This window comes from Rhizobium pisi (assembly GCF_003938655.1).
Classification (GTDB): Bacteria; Pseudomonadota; Alphaproteobacteria; order Rhizobiales; family Rhizobiaceae; genus Rhizobium; species Rhizobium pisi.
The window spans coordinates 264008-283638 of sequence record NZ_RJJT01000009.1 but is presented as its reverse complement, the minus strand read 5'-3'; the positions used below and the strand labels follow the sequence as shown (position 1 = coordinate 283638).

Here is a 19631-nt window from a genome sequence, read left to right as displayed (position 1 = left end):
TCGGTCTGACGGTTGATTACCAGATCGTCGACAACTTCTACGCCAAGGCTTCGGTTCAGTACCTCGATCCGGATGATGGCGACGACTCCACGACGGGCTACTTCCGTCTGCAGCGTTCGTTCTAATCCACGTAATGATGCTCCCGGTTTTCGGACCGGGAGCACTCAATCAGTTTCTGATCTGAGTGACCTCCGATCAGCTACGGGGACGTGTCCGGTCTTCCCTGCCGGACCGTCCTTGCGGCGTTTTTAGGTGTGTCGTCTTCAGAGTAACTTTCTGAATACCCTTTTCCACGTGAGCCCAACCGGCACGTTGCGTGTTGCACGCCGGTATCGTGTGTGTGTGTCTCTCTCCAGCGACATGGCGCTTTCTATTTTCAAGCGAACTGGTTCGACCGGCGGGTTTTGCGGCAACACGTCGTGAAAAGAAAATACAATGCCGACAATGTGATCACAGCTTTTTTGGAGATGGCGATACAACCCTTGAAGGGGTTGGCATTCATTTCTGCTCTCGGATAGCTTGTTTTCACGGATGATCTCAACGACTACTATTATTTCGCTGCTGTTGTCTCCAGCGGCGGTTTTGCTTGCGAGTCGCGATCTCAAGATACCGCGTTCGAAACTGAGCAGGCGGGTCAGCCGGCTCGAGGAAGGGCTTGGCGCAAGGCTCATCGAACGCTCGACCCGTCACTTCCGGGTGACTGAAATCGGCCAGGCTTTCTACGAGAGATGCCAGACCATCCTTCAAGAGGCCGATCGCGCCAAGTCGATCGTCACGGAGGCTCAATCCGACCCGCAGGGCGTGGTGCGGATGGGTCGCCCGCTGGGCCTCGTCGATATCTCCGTTGGAGGCATCCTGCCCGAATTCCTGGAGCGTTATCCGAAGATCAAGCTGCAGATCATCGGCTCCGACCGGCGGGCTGACCTCATCAATGAACGCATCGATCTCGAGGTGAGGGCGACCAATGAGCCGGAGACACAGACCAGTCTGACGATGCGCAAGCTCGACCGTGCGCGGCGCATCCTTGTCGCCAGTCCGTCTCTCGTCGAGCGTGTCGGGGGCGTGAGCTGTGCGGATGATCTTGCCGATCTGCCGACATTGGCGATGACGTCATGGGTGTCGTTTCATACCTGGGAATTGATCGGTCCGAACGGCGCCAAACAGGTGATTCGGCATCAGCCGCGCCTCACCTGCCGCAGCATGACCGCCATCCTCGATGCGGCTCGCGCCGGGCTCGGTTTCGGACTTCTGCTCGAAAGCGCCTGTGAGACCGATCTTCAGGCCGGTAAGCTGGTGAGGGTGCTGCCGCAGTGGCAGTCGGAGGAAAGCCAGTTCTATATCGTCTTCACGACGGCCAAGGGCATGCCGCCGGCCGTGCGGGTTCTGATTGATTTCCTGGTCGAAAAATCCAGGCATCATTGACGACAGAGCATGATGCCGAAAAGTGTAAGCGGTTTTCGGGCGACATCATGCTCCAACTCCTTAATTTAGAACAGGATTCAGATTTCAGGCCGGCTCGGCCTGAATTCATCCCGTTCTAGGGCGAGGAGCCTCGCCCTTCGTGCATGACAGATCGGTTTCCCGCGGGACGGCGTATCGGGAATGCGGCAATCCGGGGAGATTGCTTTCTCTATTTCAGCCGCTCCAGAAGTTTTTCACTGGCGAGTTCCCTGACGGCATCCTTGCCGATCCAGCGGGCGGTTTTGTCGTGGCTTTCCGCCAAAGTCTTTGCGAGTGCGAGCGCCGGTGCATGGCAGGTTCGGTTGCGCTTGCCAATGTTGCGCAGCGCCCAGTTGACCGCCTTGCGTACGAAATTGCGGGGATCGCAGGAGTGAGCTTCGATCAGCGGCAACCAGGCGAGGTTGGCAGCGTCCGGCTCATTTTTCCGGTGAAAGGCGGCGCCTGCGATCATGGCGAAGGCGGTGCGGCGGACGAATTCGCGCTCGTCGGCAGCGAATTCCCCGATGAGCTCATCCAGTCCGGCCTCGACGAAGAGATCGGCAGCGCAATCGACGATCTCCCAGGAGTCGAAATCATTGGCCCAATGGCGGGCTTCTTCCGTCATCAGCCGCTTCGGCTCTGTTGTAAAGAGGGCGAGCAGACGGGCTTCGCGGATGTCGCTTTGCCAGAGTTCTCCAGCCCTGAGGTGATCTTTCTTCGCTCGCCTGGCCACCGCCTTGACATCGGGATTGGAGATGCCAAGAGCGCCTGAAGTGACGATACCGAAACGCGCCATGGCGGCGACGTTCTCCTCCGAGCGCAGCGTTTGCAGATGCGCGATCAATTCGGCTGCGCTGGAGGAGGGGCCGATCATTTTTCGAGGCGCGCGAGCAGCGAGGACGTGTCCCAGCGATTGCCGCCCATCGCCTGGACGTCGCCGTAAAACTGGTCGACAAGTGCGGTGACCGGCAGCTTGGCGCCGTTGCGGCGGGCCTCGGTCAGCACGATGCCGAGATCCTTGCGCATCCAGTCCACCGCGAAGCCGAAATCATATTTTCCGGCATTCATGGTCTTGTGGCGGTTTTCCATCTGCCAGGAGCCGGCCGCTCCCTTGGAAATCACCTCGACGACCCTCTCGATGTCGAGGCCGGCGCTCTTGCCGAAATGCAGGGCCTCGGCAAGTCCCTGGACAAGGCCGGCGATGCAGATCTGGTTGACCATCTTGGTGAGCTGGCCGGAACCGGCAGGTCCCATCAGGCCGACCATGCGGGCATAGGCCTCGATTACCGGCCGGGCGCGTTCGAAAACGGCCTCATCGCCGCCGCACATGACGGTGAGGACGCCGTTTTCGGCGCCGGCCTGTCCGCCGGAGACGGGAGCATCGATGAAATCAACACCTCTTTCCTTTGCCGCCGCATAGAGCTCGCGGGCGACCTCAGCGCTTGCAGTGGTGTTGTCGATCAGGACCGAACCCGGCTTCATGCCGTGCAGGGCGCCATTCTCACCCGATGTCACCGATCGGAGATCTTCGTCATTGCCGACGCAGACGAAGACGAAATCGGCCCCGGTGGCGGCCTCGGCCGGGGTAGTGGCCGATTTGCCCGAAAATTTCTCGGCCCAGGCGGCGGCCTTATCGGCCGTGCGGTTGTAGACGGTAACATCGTGGCCGCCCTGAGTCTTCAGATGGCCCGCCATGGGAAAGCCCATGACGCCGAGACCGATGAACGCGACTTTTGCCATATGTCCTATCCTTTTCCTCAAATGCAGTCCGAGGATTAACCGAAACGGTGGGAGCAGAAAAGCCCGGGAAGGCGGACTTCCTTTCGATTGCAGCATATGAGGTTTGCCGCTGCTGGCCGAGCCCCAGGCGTGTCGCGACCCTTCAGATTCGCCTGCCACGCTTTAGATCCCCGGTTTGAGCATGTCATGATCGCAAAACCGCTGCACATTTTTGCAAGACATGCTTTAGATTGGCAAGAAGCCACAATGTTTCCGGGAGGTGACATGAGTGAGATTCCGACGATCAAGCCGCGGCGCAAAGGCCGCAGCGGCATGCAGGCAATGCTCATTCCATCGCAGAACATGGTCTCAGAGCAGATCCGATCGGCGCCGGAGGGCGTCTTCACCGACGCCGGCGTTCTTCGCCGTGGTCTCGCTGCCCAATATGGCGCGGATGCCTGTTGCCCCGTGACCGTACAGCGGCATTTGCGTGCGATCGCCGAACTGTCTTTCGGTGCGCTGGAGAAAGGGGAGCCGGTTTCGACCGTGACGCCCTATTGGCGCATGGTTGATCCTTCGAGCCTGTTTGCAAAACGTCTTGCAGGCGGTCCCGCCTTCATTCGCGAACGGCTGGCCGCCGAACGCCAGGAGGGATAGAGGGCCGATTGCGCGAGGCGGCATAGGGAGGGCCCTCGCAGCGCCGAACGGGGTAAATTATTCCTCGAAGCAGCTCATAATCGCAAATCGATATTATCGATATAATCGGTAGTCTATGTCAGTATTCCTTTGGTCGAACCGGCTTCGGAGGGCGTTGGCCAACCGCCATCGATCGACAGGATATTTCAGATGCTGACGCCCAGACAGAGCCCCGGCTTTTCCACCGCCGCCACCGCGATCCTCCCAAGCATGCGGGCGGCGGTGCGCGGGCGGACCTTCTGTGTCAGCCGCGCGAGCTGATTATCGAATTTCGCAGCAAAGGACTGTTTTCCATGACCGCAACATCCGAGCCCATCAATTTCCTCTGGTTCATCCCGACATCGGGCGATGGCACCTATCTCGGCTCCTCCGAACTCAACCGCGCGCCCGAGATCGGCTATCTCACGCAGATCGCCCAGGCCGTCGACCGGCTCGGCTATTCCGGCGTACTGCTGCCGACGGGGGTTGCCTGCGAGGAATCCTTCGTGACGGCCGCCGCGCTCGCGGCCAAGACCGAGAAGCTGCAGTTTCTGGTGGCGATCCGCCCGGGTACGGCATCGCCTGCCTATTATGCGCGTCTCGCGACGACGCTCGACCGGATCTCTAACGGCCGCCTTTTGCTCAACATCGTGGTCGGCGGCAGCCCGGCGGAGCTTGCCGGTGACGGCATCCATCTCGAGCATGACGAGCGTTATGCCCATGCCGAGGAGTTTTTCACCGTCTTCGAGGAATTGCTGGATAAGGGTACGGCGAGTTTCGACGGCAAATACATCAAGGCGACCAATGCGCGCCTCGGCTTTCCCTCGGTGCAGAACCCGCGCCCGCCGCTCTATTTCGGCGGCTCCTCGGATGCCGGCATCGATTTTTCGGTCGGCCGCGTCGACAAATACCTGACCTGGGGCGAACCGCCGTCGCAGGTGGCGGAGAAGATCACCAAGGTGCGCAAGGCCGCAGCCGAGCGCGGTCGTGAAGTGACCTTCGGCATCCGCCTGCACTTCATCGTGCGGGAGACCGACGAGGAGGCATGGGAAGCGGCCGAGCGGCTGATCCGTCACCTCGACGACGAGACGATCCGCGAGGCGCAGGAACGCTTCGTCCACGAATCGGACTCGGTTGGCCAAAGGCGCATGGCCGCTCTTCACGGCGGCCGCCGCGACAAGCTTGAGGTTTCGCCAAATCTCTGGGCCGGCGTCGGCCTGGTGCGCGCGGGCGCGGGCACGGCGCTGGTGGGTTCACCGAAGACGGTGGCCGCACGCCTGCGCGAATATCAGGAGATCGGCATCGACACCGTGATCGGCTCCGGCTATCCGCATCTCGAAGAGGCCTATCGCGTTGCCGAGCTGCTCTTCCCCGAGCTCGGCATCACCCGCGAACAGCAGCGCCTGGCCTTCAACAACGAGTTTGGCAGTAAACCGGTCTTCGCAGGCGGCAGCCATGGCGGCAATCTGAAAGTCGTCTCCGGCTCCTGAGTTCGAGCAAAGGCGCAGAGCCCGATATCGCCGGAAGCCGCTTACGGCTTCCGGCGTTGTGGTGTTGCATGAGCAGATGGTGAGGTATCTTGCTGAGAATGCTCCCGGGTAGGGAGATAACTTCCCTATTCCCCAATATTCGATTTTAGATTCCCAGAAGATGAGCCGGCTATCTTTATGTGTTGAGAGGCCGTGAACCCACGGAGGCGAGAGCGCATCGATGCATAGCCGATGAGCTATACTCAATCCTAAGATCGTGTCTCGCAATCAGCGCATATTTCCTGTTCGGCAATGCTCCGACCAAGGTCAGAACGTTTCTCGGCTTGACTTACTCATAGCTCGATGGCTATAGATTAACCCATAGTTGGATGGCTATGGATTTCGATGTCGAACGCTCAAGATATGCTCTTCAGAACGCTTGCCGATCCCACGCGGCGAGCCCTTTTCGAGCGGCTGTGCCGGGAAGGGGAGAAGACGGTCGGGGCGCTGACGGAGCGAGCCGGGGTTTCGCAGCCTGTTGTCTCGAAGCATCTCGGGATCCTGAAGCAGGCCGGGTTGGTGCGTGACCGACATGAAGGACGCCAGACGCATTATAGCGCGCAGCTCGGTGCGCTTGCGCCGCTCGTCGACTGGACAAGCGAGATGGCGAGCTTTTGGCAAAGCCGTTTCGACGCTCTCGAAGATTTGCTGAAGAGGATGGATCAATGAGCGATATCTCGACCGAAACACGTTCCGTCGTCATCGAACGGGAGATGCCTTTTCCCGCCGAGAAGATCTGGCGGGCGCTTACCCAGCCGCACCTGATCCAGGAGTGGCTGATGAAGAGCGACTTCAAATCGGCTGTCGACCACCGCTTCCATTTTAACGCCGATTGGGGCTCGGTCGACTGCCGCGTTCTGGAGGTCGAGCCGAACAAGACCCTTGCCTACAGCTGGGGTGCCTATGGTCTCGAAACCGTCGTCACCTGGACGCTCACTCCGACGGGCACAGGAACGCATCTGCGCATGGAGCAGGCGGGCTTCCGGGCGGATCAGCGGCAGGCTTATGGCGGCGCAAGGACCGGTTGGCCGCAATTCTTCGACAAGCTGGAACAGGTGCTGGCGCGGACAGAGTGAGAGTGCTCCGCGCACTCAGCCCGTCGTCGGGGCTCATTTTGAGGAGGAGGTCGCATTGAACTGGAACAACTGGTTTCGGCAGGTCCACCGTTGGCTGTCCATTGCCTTTACCGTGGCCGTTATAGTCAATATCATCGCCATGGTGCAGGAGAAATCGGCCGTCTGGGTAGGGCTCTTGGCGCTGCTGCCGCTCGGCCTGCTTCTCGTTACCGGTCTCTATATGTTCGTGCTGCCCTATGTAACGAAGCGGCGCGATGCGGGACGCACCGGCGGATAGGAGGAAACGCTATGGCGGGCGGAACGTCGACGACCGCGGGGAAGGTTACAAAGAAGACTGCCGCCAAACCGACCGCTGCGGAGCCAACCCTTCTTTCGGGAGGCAACCCTCAGATAGCCAAGGGTTACGGCGACGCTCCCGTGCAGGCCTATATCTCCGCCATGCCGGGCTGGAAAAGCGATATCGGACGCCGACTGGATGCGCTGATTACCCACGCCGTGCCCGGCGTCTCCAAGGCGGTCAAATGGAACTCGCCCTTCTATGGCATGGAAGGGCAGGGCTGGTTCCTCGGCATCCATTGCTTCACGAACTACGTCAAGGTGGCTTTCTTCAAGGGATCAGCACTCAATCCTCTGCCGCCGGGTGCGTCCAAACAGAAGGAGGTGCGCTATCTCGATATCCGCGAGGACGACCCGATCGACGAGGCGCAGATAGCCTCCTGGGTGGAGCAGGCGAGCCAGTTTGCGAACGGATGTGAGAGAGTCGAGGCCGAGTGATGGGAGAGATAATGATGAAGAAGGCGACGGCAACCATGAAGAAGAACGATACTGGGGAAGAAAACGAGGAGGCCTCACCTTCTCGGTTGATCGATGCGAGGATCGAAGAACTCAGCGATTGGCGCGGCGAAATGCTCGCGCGTGTCCGAGCGCTCATCAAGCAGGCCGAACCTGATGTCGTCGAGGAATGGAAGTGGCGAGGGGTTCCGGTGTGGGAGCGCGGCGGCATCATTTGTACCGGCGAAACCTACAAGAGTGCGGTAAAGCTGACCTTCGCCAAGGGAGCATCGCTGGAGGATCCCGCAGGCCTTTTCAACGCCAGCCTCGAAGGCAACACCCGGCGTGCCATTGACTTCCATGAGGGTGATAAAATCGACGAAGAGGCGCTGAAAGTACTTGTTCGCGCCGCCGTTGCGCTGAACATGTCTGTGCGGAGCGCCGGCTCTCGGAAGAAATCAGGCGGTACTTGAGGCGATCCAGATCGCCTAGTGAATCGGGCTCGTCTCGCGCTCAAGAAAAAGTTCGAGATTGTTCAGGCCGATCTCGGTGCCTTGAAGGCGGGCGCCGTTGTCGGCGTAGCCGTCGAGGAAAACCACCTGCTCGGTGAAGACCATCCTGGTGCCGCCGCCGGGTTGGGCTTTGAAGGCGACGGTGGCGAGCGAGGCGGATATGCGGGTTTCGCCGAGCTTCATCTCATAGGCATAGATGATGCGGGAATCGGGCACGATATCGATGTAATGCGCGTCATAGGCATGCAGCAGTCCATCGGTATCGGCGACATAGTTCTTCTCCGCGCCGCCGGGACGAAAATCGAGCGCATATTCCAGCGACGCCCAGTCGCCGTGGCAGGCGAACCATTGGCGCTTGGATTCGGGGCTCGACCATGCGCGGAAAACGCGGGCGACCGGCACCTTCAAGCGGCGCTCGATGACGAAGGTCGTATGTTCGGCGGATCGTATCGTCATTCGGGAAGGGCCTCCGTTTCATCGGCGAGAAGTTGGTCCATTCTGTCGAAGGCGGCGGTCCAGCGGGTCTTTCGCTGCTCCACCCAGCGTTCGACGGCGGCAAGCGCGTCCTGCTGCAGGCGGTAGGTTCGCACCCGCCCGGATTTTTCCGACAGCACGAGGCCGCTCTCCTCCAGTACCTGCAGATGTTTCATGACCGTCGGCAGGGCAACGGCGAGGGGCGCGGCAAGCTCGGTGACGGAGGCCGGGCCGCGGCCGAGCCGATCGATCATGCCGCGGCGGCTACGATCGGAAAGCGCGTGGAACATACGGTCGAGATGCACCTGGCTTTCGATCATTCCGCTGCATCCCGGAAGCGGGCAGGGAGCTTTTCATGGTAGGGAAAGAACTTGAAATAGGGGCGGGCCTCATCCAGCACCCTTGCAAAGGATGGACGCGCTAGCAGCCTGTTGTAATAGGCGCGAAGCTTCGGCTGATCTGGAGAAAACGGAACAAGCGTCTCGGCATAGAAGAGGGCGGGAGCCGCGGCGCAATCAGCCATGGTGAAGTCCTCGCCCGTTATGTAAGGGCTATCGCCCAGCTGCTTTTCGATCATCGCATAGGCGGTGGCGAGCGTCGTTCTGGAGGCCGCTATTTCGATCTCGTCCGCGGTGCCGTCAGCGCGCCGACGATTGCTGACGAGCGCCTGCATCGGCACCTGGACATAATGGTCGAAGAAGCGGTCCCAGAGGCGAACCTGGAGGGCCCGGTCGATTTCCAGCGGCAGAAGACACACGGGGCCGGGATAATAATGATCGAGATATTCGATGATGATCGACGTCTCGGGAATGGTGCTGTCGCGCACCTCGTCCCTGAGCAGCGGCATCTTGCCGACCGGCCAGAAGCGGAAGAGATCGGCGCGCGACGTCTCATCTGAAAGATCGACGATGCGGTTTTCGAAAGGGGTCGCGTTTTCATAAAGCGCGATCAGCACCTTGTGGCAGAAAGAGGCAAGCGGATGCCCATAGAACACGAGCGACATCAGGCGACCTTTCTATCGTTGCGAAAAACTTTACCGATCAACTAAGTATCAGGTCCGCCGACATTACGCAACAAATACTTCGCCGAATGCGCAAGTATCGCCGTCAGCCGATATGTCGAGCAAACACCAAATGGCCGGGCGTCGGCTGGCCGTCTTCCATGCGCACGTTGATATCCGATATTTCGACAAGTTCGAAACCTGTGGCCGTCAGGCGCTCCCTCACATAGGCGTCGGCATGGGCGAAACGCTGGTGCGGACCGACCATGTAGGCGCGACCGGCGAAACTTTCCTCAGGCAGGGTTTCGGAGGAGAAGATGAAGAGGCCGCCCGGCGTCAGATTCTCGGCCGCACCGAAGAACAGCGGTTCGAGCGCGCCGAGATAGGGCAGCACGTCGGTTGCGGTGATGATATGAAAGGCTTCTTCGTCGTTGTCCTCAAGGAAATCCTCGACTTCGGCGACGAAGAGCGTCTCATAGAGGTCCTTTTCATGGGCGATCTCGACCATCTTCTCCGAAATATCGATGCCGGTCATATCAGCACAGATATCGCGCAATGCGCCGCCAGTGAGGCCCGTACCGCAGCCGAGATCGAGCAGGCGCTTGAACGGCCCGAGCTTCAACGCCTGCAGGCGCTGGCGCACCAGCATCGGCACGTGATAGCCGAGCTGCTCGACGAGCACATCCTCAAAGACCTCGGCATGCTGGTCGAACAGGGTTTCAACATAGGCGTCGGGGGCCTTGGCCGGGGTTTCGCCGCGGCCCATTGCGGCGATGCGCACGGCGGCACCGCCGTGATCTTCGGGATCGATCGCCAGGACTTCCTCATAGGCTGCCACCGCCGCGTCGACATCGCCGGCCTTTTCCAGCGCCAGCGCCCGGTTATAGGCTTCGCCAAGGGCTTCTTCGTCGATCTTCTTTGCCATCGCCGTCCATTGTCCTTCTGTTTCAGGGCATGGCTCTAAGGCGGCTTTCGATGTTTTGCAATGGCGTGGCGACAGGCGCAGAATGGCTGAAAAGAAGACGAAGGGAGGAAAAGCCATGAAAATGGAACAAGATGGAATGCTATCGGCAAGGGAAAGCGAGGGCGCGCGAACCTCGCTGCTACCCGGTACGCCAAGCGAGGTCACCAATACGCTCATTCATTATTACCGCGGCGAACTCGGACGGATGACGAGCTGGCGCGACCGCATCGACCGGACGTCCAACTGGGCGATCACTGTGGTGGCGGCCTTGCTTTCAGTATCGTTGTCGACGCCGACCTCGCATCACGGCGTGCTCTTGTTCGGGATGATGCTGGTGACGCTGCTTTTGATGATCGAGGCACGACGCTACCGCTTCTTCGATATCTACCGCGCCCGCATCCGGCAGATCGAGCGCTGCTATTTCGCACAGATCCTGGCGCCCGATGCCGCCGCCGGCAATGAATGGGCCGGCGTGATCGCCAACAGTCTGCGTCATCCGCGCTTTCTGCTCAGCTACTCAGAAGCGATGCACCGGCGCCTCAAACGCAATTACGGCTGGATGTATTTCATCCTGTTTCTTGCCTGGTGCCTGAAGATCTCAACGCCGAAACTGCAGACGGAGGGCGTGCTGGCGCTGCAAGCGCACTCATGGAGCTATGTCATCGACAATGCGGTGCTCGGGCCGCTTCCCGGCCTTGCAGTCATCGCAATCGTCGTCGCCTTCTATCTCGGCATGCTCGGTTTCGCGTTGCGTCCGGATCGCGACGAAGGCGAATTCGGCCATGGCGAGGCGCATGTCTGATCAGAGCCTGATGCCGAAAAGTGTGAGCGGCTTTCGGACGACATCTCCAGCTCTTTCTAGTGCAAGATGAATTCGCCCTTCAGCGCCCGCCACTCGCTTGCCGAGATCAGCTTGCGGTGGACGTAGCGCACCGAATGCAGCGGCCCGTCGAGCTTTTCCTGCCAGAACTTCAGGAAGCCGCGCATTTCGGGAAAGTCCGGGGCGAGGTCGTAATCCTGCCAAACGTAGGTCTGCAGAATCGCCGGATGGTCCGGCAGGTGGTAGAGGATCTGGGCGGTCGTCAGACCATAGCCCTGCAATTGCTTTTCCATGTCCTTGTGCATCGTATTCAGCTTCTTCTCGTTCCCACTCGCGCTTTTATTAGCGCTACATGAAATGAAACCATGTGAGTGGTTAACGGAAGCTTAACAGATAGGTTGCAAAGGATATATTCTTTTTGTTTTCAATGGCTTGGCAGCATCGCTAGGCGAGTGCTGCCAGCCGGAATGCATGCCATTATCCCAAAACCGTGACACACTTTTGGGCGTCGTGCATCAGCGTTTCAGGTGCCGGGTCAGGCGGCGCTCGATCCAGGCCCAGAGATGACGAAGCGCCTCGACGATCGAGAGGTAGAAGATCGCCGCCCAGAGATAGGTCTGGTAGTCGAAGGTGCGGGAGAAGGCGTAGCGCGTCTCGCCCATCAGGTCGAGCACGGTGATGATGGCAACGACCGCCGAGCCCTTGATGAGCAGGATGATTTCGTTGCCATAGGGGCGTAGCGCCACGATGAAGGCCTGCGGCAGGATGATCTTGCGGAAAGCGATGATCCTGTGGATGCCGAGTGAATCGGCCGCCTCGCGCTGGCCATACGGCACGCTTTCGATGGCGCCGCGCAGGATTTCCGCCTGATAGGCCGCGGTATTGATGGTCATGGCGAAGACGCCGCAAAACCAGGCATCGCGGAAGAACCACCAGACACCGACCGATTCCAGCTGCGGCCGGAACGCACCGAGGCCGTAATAGACCAGAAAGAGCTGCGCCAGCAGCGGCGTGCCGCGGAAGAAATAGATGTAGCCGTAGGCCAGCCAGTTCAGCAGGCGATTTTTCGACATGCGCGCCATGGCGAGCGGCAGAGACAGCACGGCGCCGCAGACGACCGAAATGCCCACAATGCTGAGCGTCATCCACAGGCCGTGCAGATAACGCGGCCCGTAGCGGGTGAACTTCTCCGGATCCCAGCCATTGATGACGGTGTAGATTAAGAGCGCGGCAAGCAGCGCCCAGAAGGTGACGAATGTATAGCCGGCGAGGCGTGTGGCCGTCATCGGCTTTGCCACCGCGCGGGGTGCCGGCTGCGGGGGGATCAATGTTTCAGCGTAGCTCATCGACGGACCTCCGAGCGCTTGGCCCAGCGGTCGACATAGACGAGCAGGAAAGAGGAAAGGATGGCCAGCGCCAGGTAGAGACAGCAGGCAATGCCGTAGAAGAAGAACGGCTCCTTGGTCACGCGCACGGCGACACTCGTCTGGCGCAGGATATCGGCAAGGCTGATGATCGACACATAGGACGTATCCTTCAGCAGCACCATCCAGAGGTTCGTGAGGCCAGGCAGGGCAATTCGCACGAGCTGGGGCAGAACGATGAGGCGCAGCGTGCGGCCACGATGCAGGCCAAGTGCATCTCCGGCTTCATATTGTCCCTTGGGAATGGCCCGGAAGGCCGAGAGCAGCACTTCCGAGCAATAGGCGGAAAAGACGACCGACAGTGCGATGACACCGGCGAGGAAGGCGTTGATTTCGACCGGCGGACCGCTATAGCCGGCGAAATCCAGCAGATTCTGGATGAGGATCTGAATGCCGTAATAGATGATGAAGAGCGTCAGAAGCTCCGGCAGCCCGCGAAAGATCGTGGTGTAGACGCCGGCCGCCAGCCGCAGCGACTTTTCCTCCGATTGCTGGCCAAGTGCCACCAGAAATCCAATGATGAGGCCGATCGGCAGGGTGACGATCGCGACCGATACAGTGATCTGAAGGCCGACCGCGATCTCGTCGCCCCAGCCGGTATCGCCACAGGCAAGAATCGTCGACTGACCCAACCAGGTGAAGATGCCGACGGGTCCGCATAGCGGATCGAATATGTGCACAAGTGAGCTCCAGAAGGAGCCAAGCGCGGAAAATAATCCGCCCATGCGAGAATTCCCCTCACGGCTTTTGCCGTTTTGATCTTGCCACCTTTGTCAAACAAAAATGGCGGAAGAGCAAGCCTCCCGCCATTACGTTCATCGGCCAGATACCGAATTTCTCATTCGCCGTAAACGTCGAAGTCGAAGTACTTGTCCTGGATCTTCTTGTACTCGCCGCTGGCGCGGATCGCGGCGATCGCCGTGTTGAGCTTTTCCTTCAGCGGGTCGCCCTTGCGGATGGCGATGCCTGCGCCGTTGCCGTTGATTTCCTTGTCGACCGGCAGGGTCGTCAGGATCTTGCAGCAGGCGCCGGCATCGGACTTGACCCATTCGGAGAGAACGACGACGTCGTCGATGACGGCATCGACACGGCCGCTGGAAACGTCGAGCTTGTATTCGTCAGCCGTGGGATAGAGCTTCAGTTCGGTGTCGGCGAGGTGCTTTTCGGCGTAGTTGGCATGCGTCGTGGAGGTCTGTGCGCCGATCACCTTGCCCTTCAGGCCGGCAACGTCAGTGATCTTGGAGTCCTTCGGCACGGCGATGGCCGGCGGGGTGTTGTAGTACTTGTTGGAGAAGTCGACGAGCTTGAGACGCTCAGGCGTGATCGACATGGACGAGACGATCATGTCGAATTTCTTGGCGTTGAGCGCCGGGATGATGCCGTCCCAGTCGGTGCTGACGAAAGTGCATTCGGCCTTCATTTCGGCACAGAGCGCCTTGGTGATATCGATGTCGAAGCCCTGGATCGTGCCGCTCGCGTCGACGAATTCGAAGGGCGGATAGGTCGAATCGGTGCCGATCACATATTTTTCGCCGTCGGCCATGGCCGATCCGGCAAAGAGAGACATCGCTGCGAGCGAGGCTGCCGCGAAGATACGGGTGGAGATGTGCATGAGGATCCTCTCTGTTGGTAGCCATCGCGCTTTTTTCTCTTGGGCTGACGGCTGCTGTTCAACGGTGACGAACACCGCCTTGCGGCGATAATCAGACTTTTTTTCATAGAATTGCAACAGAAATTCCCGCGCAATTTGCAGTGCAAACAGCCGGCGAGATGAACGCCGGCAGACTGCAACATTCACGCGAGGTTAATCCCCGAATTCCTAGAACGGGAACAAATCGGCGGTTTGGCGATTGCCATTTCGCCGTTTCGCCTCAATGCGAAGCTAGGGGCGAAACCGGGGCCTATCGGCCTTCAGGAAGCTCAAACAGGATCGAGGATACCCGATGGGCATGAAATCAAGATTGTTCGCAAGTGCGGCTTTTCCGCTGCTTTCCCTCTCGCTGGCCCTGCAGCCGGCAGCGGCGATGGCCGCCATGCGCGGCGTTGAGACGCAGGCTGCTGCCATGCGGCAAATCGAGCAGGGAAGCTTCGAGGTGGCGCAAGATGCGCCAGCCGAAGTGGCGCAGGATGCGCCCTCCGAAGAAGAGCTGCTGAAGAAGAAAAAGCACAAGGAGCAGGAGGAAGCCCCGGCCGAAAAGGCGCCTGCCGCCGAACAGCCGGCGCAGAAGGAAGCGCCCGCGGAAAAGCCCAAGGCCGAGCGGAAGGAGCCCGCTGCGCCTGAGCCCAAGGCAGAGGCGGAAGCGCCGAAGGCCGAGGCACCCAAGGCTGAGGCACCCAAGGTCGAGGCGCCTAAGGCTGAGGCACCCAATGCGGCGCCCGTGGAGCAGCCTGAAAGCAAGCCCGAGCGGAAGGCCAAACAGGAGGCCCAGCCCGAGGCAAAGCCGGAGGCCGCCCCGCAGCAGGAAGAGCAGCCGGTAACGCAGGAAAAGCCGAAGAAGCACAAGAAGCCAGAGGCCCAGCAGGCCGAGCCGGAGGCGCAGCCGCAGCCCGCGCAGCAGCCTGCCGCGAAAGAGGCCCAGCCGCAGCCCGAACAGCAGCCGGCCGCGAAACAGGCCCAGCCGCAGGTCGAGCAGGCTGAACCTGAAACCAAGCCGGAAGGCGGCAAGCAGCGCCTGCGCGACAAAGGCAAGGGCAAGGCCGAGACTGTAGCTCCCGAGGCGGTAACGCCGACCGAAGAACAGGCTAAGCCCGAAGCCAAGCCGGAGGCAAAACCTGCCGCCGAAGCGCCGGCCGAGAAGAAGCCGGTCGCCGGCGAGGCCGTAGCGCCTGCAGACAAGGCGACCCAAGACAAGGCGGCCGCCCCGGAAGCCGCACCCGTAGCGAAACCCAAGGAAGGCACGGCGGCAAAACCTGCCGGCGAGCAGCCCGCCGGCACTCAGCCCGTCGGTGTGCAGCCGGCTGCGCCGGCCACTGACACTGCCCAGCCGCTGCCGAATGCCAGCGGCGGCCAGCAGGTGGAGCAGGCTATTCCTGCGCCCGAGAAGGTTTCGCCCGAAGAGCTTCAGCGCCGCAAGCAGATCGCGGCGGATCCGGCCAAGAGCAGCGAGACCGTCGTGCTGCCGGTCCAGAATGGCGCCGCCGTGCTCGACAGCGACAAGGATGCCGATCGCAGCAAGGGCCGCGAAGGCCGCCGCGACCGCGACAAACAGCGTGCCGACAGCAAGGACTTCAAGGTGCCGACCTCCGACGCCGAGGCGCAGGCCGCCACCGGCGGCGTAGCGGCGCCCGCAGTCAAGATCGAGGCGGTGACCAGCGAGAAGGGTACTAGGCTCGACGAGCGACCGCAATTTACCCGTCCGAACGAGGTGCGCATCGACAACCACACCGAAGACAACCGCGTGATCATCCAGTACAACAATCAGGTCATCGTTCGTAGCGACGACGACAGGCGGTTCCTGCGCGATGGCGAACGGCCGACCTATGAAGAGCTTTCGGGCGACCGTTATCGCGAGACGATCATGCGGCCGGAAGGCTATCGCATCGTCACGATCCGCAACCGTTACGGCGACATCATCCAGCGGTCGCGCGTTGATGCCCGCGGGCGCGAGGATGTGCTCTATTATTCGCCGGAACTCTACGGCGATCCGGACCGTGACTATTTCGAGGATCCGGGCGCCAACCTGCCGCCGATGCGCCTGCGCGTACCGCTCGACGACTATATCATCGACACTCGCAGCGACCCGAACCGGGACTATTACGAGTTCCTGAGCGAGCCGCCCGTCGAGCCGGTGGAGCGCGTCTATTCGCTCGACGAAGTGAAGTATTCTGCCCGTATCCGCGACAAGGTGCGCCGCATCGACCTCGATACGATCACCTTTGCGACCGGCAGTGCCGATATCCCGATGACCCAGGCACGTACGCTGCGCAAGGTCGCCGACGCGATCAGCCAGGTGCTGAAGAAGGATCCGAGCGAGACCTTCCTGATCGAGGGTCATACGGATGCCGTCGGCTCCGAACAGAGCAATCTGGTCCTCTCCGACCAGCGCGCGGAATCGGTCGCCAACGTGCTCACAGACGTCTACGGCATCCCGCCGGAGAACCTGGCGACGCAGGGCTACGGCGAACGCTATCTGAAGGTCAACACGGCAGGTCCCGAACAGGAAAACCGCCGCGTCACCATCCGCCGCGTCACGGCACTTGTCCGGCCGGTGGCTGCGAACCGCTAATGATATGGCGCCCCTCTCCATTCGTGGGGAGGGGCGCCGTTTTGCTTCTAATGGATGCCAGAAGAGGGCGGAACTTTTGCTCCGGGCATCCGGGCCATCGCCCTAGCCATCTTGCCGGTTTTACTCGCCGGCTTTCTTGGCAGCCTTCTCAATGATGTCGGCGACCTTTTCCGGTTGAGAGGCGAAGACGGCGTGGCTGGCCTTGATTTCGGTCACTTGGCTGCCGGCGCGTTTCGCCATGTCGCGCTCCAGGTCGGGGTTGATGGCGCGGTCCTGGGTGGCGACGATCGACCAGCTGGGCTTGGTCCGCCACGCCGGCTCCGTGATCTTGGCGGAGAACGCCTCCTTGGAGGCGAAGACCTGCGATCTTGCCAGGAAGTCTCCATCGGCTTTCGGAAGGTCGGCTGCGAAATCGGCCGCAAAGGCGCCCGGATCGAGATAGAGGTACTTGCCGTCCTTCGTTTCCTTTATGTCCATGCTGCCGGCGGGCTTCGTGCTCGCGAGGCTCAGCAGGCTTTCGCCCTTGTCGGGCTGGAAGGCCGCGACATAGACGAGGCCCGCGACGGCGGGATTGTTACCCGCCTGCGTGATCACCATGCCGCCATAGCTATGCCCGACGAGCAAGCTCGGTCCTTCCTGAAGGTCGAGAACGCGCTTCGTCGCGGCGACATCATCGTCGAGCGAAGTGATGGGCTCCTGAACGATCGTGACCTGGAAACCGCGCTTCTGGAGGATCTCGGTCACCTCACGCCATCCCGAGCCGTCGGCGAGCGCGCCGTGGACGATCACGATGTTCTTGACCGGGGCAGCCTCTGCGGCAAATGCGACGGCGCTGGCGGCAAGGGAAAGGGCTGCGATGAAAATGGGACGTTTGCTCATGGTATCACTCCTTTGGTTGGGATTGGTATGAATGCGTTTCGGGTTCAGCCGAACGTGAAGGCGTAGGCCTGGACGCCGGGATCGAGGAAGCGGATTTCGAAGTTGCGGGCCGCGACGGTGCCGGACTGGCGCACCAGCTGGTAAAGTCTTGTCGCGGTCACCGTACCGTTGCCGTCGGCATCGATGTCTGAGCCGTGGTCAGCGCCTGGAGCCTTGCCGTCAATCTTCACCTGGAAGCGGACCGGTTTGCCGTCTTCGCCAGGCCCGAGAACGAGATGCAGGTCGCGGGCGCTAAAGCGATAGGTGATGCCGCCGCCCGGCTGGTCAAGTGTCGCCTGGTCCCGGCCGACAGTCCAGCTTCCCGACAGGCCCCATCCGTTGAGGCCCGGTTCGCCGATCGAATAGTTCTGGGGCGTATCGGCCTGCAGCCCTTCGGGAGAGGCGAAATTCGCGGCCTGTTCATAGCCGAGATAGGTCTCGCCCGACCGGATATTGCTGAGATCAGGACCGGCTTCTACGCCCTTGGCGTCGGGGGTAACCGTCGCGCTTGCCGACATTTCACTGCCGGCCTCGCGCAACAGATCCTGGATGGCCTTCTCGGTGTTGCCATAGTTGCCTTCGCCGAAATGTTGGTAGCGGATCTGGCCCTTGGCATCGATCAGGTAGGCGGCAGGCCAGTAGCTGTTCTCGAAGGCGCGCCAGATCTTGTAGTCATTGTCGATCGCGACGGGATAGCCGATCCTGAAATCGCCGACCGCCTTCTTGACGTTGTCGATCTTCTTTTCGAAGGCAAATTCCGGAGCGTGCACGCCGATGACGACTAGGCCCTGATCGGCGTATTTCTCCGCCCAAGCCCTGACATAGGGAATGGTGCGAATGCAGTTGATGCAGGAATAGGTCCAGAAATCGACGAGCACGACCTTGCCGCGCAACTGCTCCGTGGTCAGCGGCTTCGAGTTCAGCCACTGGACCGCGCCGTCGAGCGAAGGCGCATAACCCTCGACCGGCAGATCGCTGCGGAACGGCTTCTTCGCATCGGCTGCGGCGATCACGGCATCGTTGCTCGCCACTTCGGACGAGGCGCCGCCGAGGGGCTTTGCATGCAGCCGGTCGAGTACGGCCTGTTCCAGGGATGCCGTGCTGGCATAGGAGAGGCGGGCGAGCAGGCTGGTGTCAAGGCCGAGTGCGATGACGGCAACGCCTGCCAGCACGGCCGCGCCGAGTACCTGGCGGATCCGGTCGCCGAGGCCGAGAGAACGCTTCATGGCGGCGAAAATCTTTCCGCCGACAAGCAGGGCGGCGGCAAGAGAGGTCGCGGCACCCGCGGCATAGGCGATCAACAGGAAGGTCGTTTGCAGGTTGGCGCCCTGCAAAGCGGCGCCTGTGAGAACGAGGCCGAGGATCGGTCCGGCGCAGGGCGCCCAGAGCAGGCCGGTGGCGACGCCGAGGATGAGCGCGCTTTTGACAGTCGGCGCGGTGCGTCCGCCGCCGCTGGCGTTCACCAGATTGTTTCCGAGGTCGACGATCGGCCGGGCAAGCGTACTTGCGAAGCGCGACGACAGCAGGCTTGCGCCGAAGAGCGCAAGCAGGACGATCGCGGCCAGGCGGCCATATTCATTGGCGCGGATCGCCCAGCTGCCGCCCACTGCGGCGAGCGTGGCGACAAGCGCGAAGGTGGCGGCCATGCCCGCCAGCATCGGCAGCGTGCTCTTGAGGAAGGGCTGTCCGGCGCGGGCGAAGGCGAAGGGGAGGATGGGGAGGATGCAGGGGCTGAGGATGGTCAGCGCGCCTCCGAGATAGGCAATGATCAGAAGTGTCATCATCGTTTCCTTTGAAACCGATTGATCGGGCTCCGGACGGCGATGGGCCTGAACCAGGAACGATGGCGATGTAGTCCAGCGGACGTATCCGCGGTGTGTCCGGTTTTGCGGGAAAATGTATCGAACTATTGCGGCCGGAGGCGGCCGATACAAAGCGATACAAACTGCGGCTCTGGCAGCCGGCAATGACGAAAACGGTTGCAGCCGACACGATGCTTTGCCGGGGCAGGGCGATTGTATCAGAATGTATCCCGGCCGCCGAAAGCTACATCCGCATTCAAAAACCGGCCGCGTGCGACATA

Annotated in this window: 21 protein-coding genes and 2 pseudogenes; 11 read left to right on the top strand and 12 right to left on the bottom strand. The window is 60.9% G+C overall.

What is annotated here, in order from left to right; translation table 11 throughout:
• Nucleotides 1-125: pseudogene (locus tag EFD55_RS15180) on the top strand (porin); the annotation flags it as partial.
• Between the two features lie 405 nt (nt 126-530).
• Nucleotides 531-1422: pseudogene (locus EFD55_RS15175) on the top strand (LysR substrate-binding domain-containing protein); the annotation flags it as partial.
• A gap of 208 nt (nt 1423-1630) precedes the next feature.
• Here EFD55_RS15175 and EFD55_RS15170 read toward each other — a convergent pair.
• Together EFD55_RS15170 and EFD55_RS15165 are read right to left on the bottom strand one after the other, a co-directional pair.
• A complete protein-coding gene (locus EFD55_RS15170; RefSeq protein ID WP_125845870.1) occupies nt 1631-2314 on the bottom strand; it encodes a DNA alkylation repair protein in 684 nt (227 codons plus the stop codon).
• On the bottom strand, nt 2311-3180 hold the full coding sequence (locus EFD55_RS15165) for an NAD(P)-dependent oxidoreductase (protein ID WP_125845869.1): 870 nt from the start codon (nt 3178-3180) through the stop codon (nt 2311-2313). The genes EFD55_RS15170 and EFD55_RS15165 overlap by 4 nt, the downstream gene beginning before the upstream one ends.
• 264 nt (nt 3181-3444) lie before the next feature.
• On the opposite strand from EFD55_RS15165, the gene EFD55_RS15160 reads away from it, so the two are divergent.
• The 7 genes from EFD55_RS15160 to EFD55_RS15130 all read left to right on the top strand — a co-directional run bounded on the left by EFD55_RS15160 (nt 3445) and on the right by EFD55_RS15130 (nt 7683).
• The gene (locus EFD55_RS15160; RefSeq protein WP_125845868.1) at nt 3445-3816 is read left to right on the top strand and encodes a hypothetical protein; all 372 of its coding nucleotides are present in this window, start codon (nt 3445-3447) and stop codon (nt 3814-3816) included.
• A gap of 332 nt (nt 3817-4148) precedes the next feature.
• The gene (gene ssuD, locus EFD55_RS15155) at nt 4149-5324 is read left to right on the top strand and encodes an FMNH2-dependent alkanesulfonate monooxygenase (protein ID WP_125845867.1); all 1176 of its coding nucleotides are present in this window, start codon (nt 4149-4151) and stop codon (nt 5322-5324) included.
• 384 nt (nt 5325-5708) lie between these two features.
• Nucleotides 5709-6032 (top strand): ArsR/SmtB family transcription factor, encoded by a 324-nt coding sequence (locus EFD55_RS15150; protein WP_125845866.1) that lies wholly within the window; start codon nt 5709-5711, stop codon nt 6030-6032.
• Nucleotides 6029-6439 (top strand): SRPBCC family protein, encoded by a 411-nt coding sequence (locus EFD55_RS15145; RefSeq protein ID WP_125845865.1) that lies wholly within the window; start codon nt 6029-6031, stop codon nt 6437-6439. The genes EFD55_RS15150 and EFD55_RS15145 overlap by 4 nt, the downstream gene beginning before the upstream one ends.
• A gap of 55 nt (nt 6440-6494) precedes the next feature.
• Entirely contained in the window at nt 6495-6716 is a 222-nt protein-coding gene (locus EFD55_RS15140) for a hypothetical protein (protein ID WP_125845864.1), read from the top strand.
• 11 nt (nt 6717-6727) lie between these two features.
• Complete coding sequence (locus EFD55_RS15135) at nt 6728-7213, top strand: DUF1801 domain-containing protein (protein ID WP_125845863.1); 486 nt, start codon at nt 6728-6730, stop codon at nt 7211-7213.
• A 14-nt stretch (nt 7214-7227) separates the two neighbouring features.
• Nucleotides 7228-7683: a DUF1801 domain-containing protein gene (locus EFD55_RS15130; protein WP_125845878.1), complete on the top strand. Its 456-nt coding sequence runs from the start codon at nt 7228-7230 to the stop codon at nt 7681-7683.
• A 15-nt stretch (nt 7684-7698) separates the two neighbouring features.
• Here the strand turns inward: EFD55_RS15130 and EFD55_RS15125 are convergent, their stop codons facing one another.
• The 4 genes from EFD55_RS15125 to EFD55_RS15110 form a co-directional block, all read right to left on the bottom strand.
• Complete coding sequence (locus tag EFD55_RS15125; protein ID WP_125845862.1) at nt 7699-8178, bottom strand: SRPBCC family protein; 480 nt, start codon at nt 8176-8178, stop codon at nt 7699-7701.
• Nucleotides 8175-8516 (bottom strand): ArsR/SmtB family transcription factor, encoded by a 342-nt coding sequence (locus EFD55_RS15120; RefSeq protein WP_125845861.1) that lies wholly within the window; start codon nt 8514-8516, stop codon nt 8175-8177. The genes EFD55_RS15125 and EFD55_RS15120 overlap by 4 nt, the downstream gene beginning before the upstream one ends.
• Nucleotides 8513-9199, bottom strand: a complete 687-nt coding sequence (locus EFD55_RS15115; RefSeq protein ID WP_125845860.1) for a glutathione S-transferase family protein — start codon at nt 9197-9199, stop codon at nt 8513-8515. The genes EFD55_RS15120 and EFD55_RS15115 overlap by 4 nt, the downstream gene beginning before the upstream one ends.
• A gap of 103 nt (nt 9200-9302) precedes the next feature.
• Nucleotides 9303-10121: a class I SAM-dependent DNA methyltransferase gene (locus EFD55_RS15110; protein ID WP_125845859.1), complete on the bottom strand. Its 819-nt coding sequence runs from the start codon at nt 10119-10121 to the stop codon at nt 9303-9305.
• 115 nt (nt 10122-10236) lie between these two features.
• On the opposite strand from EFD55_RS15110, the gene EFD55_RS15105 reads away from it, so the two are divergent.
• A complete protein-coding gene (locus EFD55_RS15105; protein ID WP_125845858.1) occupies nt 10237-10962 on the top strand; it encodes a DUF2270 domain-containing protein in 726 nt (241 codons plus the stop codon).
• A 56-nt stretch (nt 10963-11018) separates the two neighbouring features.
• On the opposite strand, the gene EFD55_RS15100 is transcribed toward EFD55_RS15105, so the two are convergent.
• The 4 genes from EFD55_RS15100 to EFD55_RS15085 all read right to left on the bottom strand — a co-directional run bounded on the left by EFD55_RS15100 (nt 11019) and on the right by EFD55_RS15085 (nt 14016).
• Nucleotides 11019-11285: an usg protein gene (locus EFD55_RS15100; RefSeq protein WP_125845857.1), complete on the bottom strand. Its 267-nt coding sequence runs from the start codon at nt 11283-11285 to the stop codon at nt 11019-11021.
• Nucleotides 11286-11495: 210 nt separating this feature from the next.
• Nucleotides 11496-12326, bottom strand: a complete 831-nt coding sequence (locus EFD55_RS15095; RefSeq protein WP_125845856.1) for an ABC transporter permease — start codon at nt 12324-12326, stop codon at nt 11496-11498.
• A complete protein-coding gene (locus EFD55_RS15090; RefSeq protein WP_125845855.1) occupies nt 12323-13129 on the bottom strand; it encodes an ABC transporter permease in 807 nt (268 codons plus the stop codon). The genes EFD55_RS15095 and EFD55_RS15090 overlap by 4 nt, the downstream gene beginning before the upstream one ends.
• A 113-nt stretch (nt 13130-13242) precedes the next feature.
• A complete protein-coding gene (locus EFD55_RS15085) occupies nt 13243-14016 on the bottom strand; it encodes a transporter substrate-binding domain-containing protein (protein ID WP_125845854.1) in 774 nt (257 codons plus the stop codon).
• 331 nt (nt 14017-14347) lie between these two features.
• Between EFD55_RS15085 and EFD55_RS15080 the strand changes: the two genes are divergently transcribed.
• Nucleotides 14348-16630, top strand: a complete 2283-nt coding sequence (locus EFD55_RS15080; RefSeq protein WP_125845853.1) for an OmpA family protein — start codon at nt 14348-14350, stop codon at nt 16628-16630.
• 120 nt (nt 16631-16750) lie between these two features.
• On the opposite strand, the gene EFD55_RS15075 is transcribed toward EFD55_RS15080, so the two are convergent.
• Nucleotides 16751-17509: an alpha/beta fold hydrolase gene (locus EFD55_RS15075; RefSeq protein WP_125845852.1), complete on the bottom strand. Its 759-nt coding sequence runs from the start codon at nt 17507-17509 to the stop codon at nt 16751-16753.
• Between the two features lie 44 nt (nt 17510-17553).
• Complete coding sequence (locus tag EFD55_RS15070) at nt 17554-19329, bottom strand: cytochrome c biogenesis protein DipZ (protein ID WP_125845851.1); 1776 nt, start codon at nt 19327-19329, stop codon at nt 17554-17556.
• Between the last annotated feature and the right edge of the window lie 302 nt (nt 19330-19631).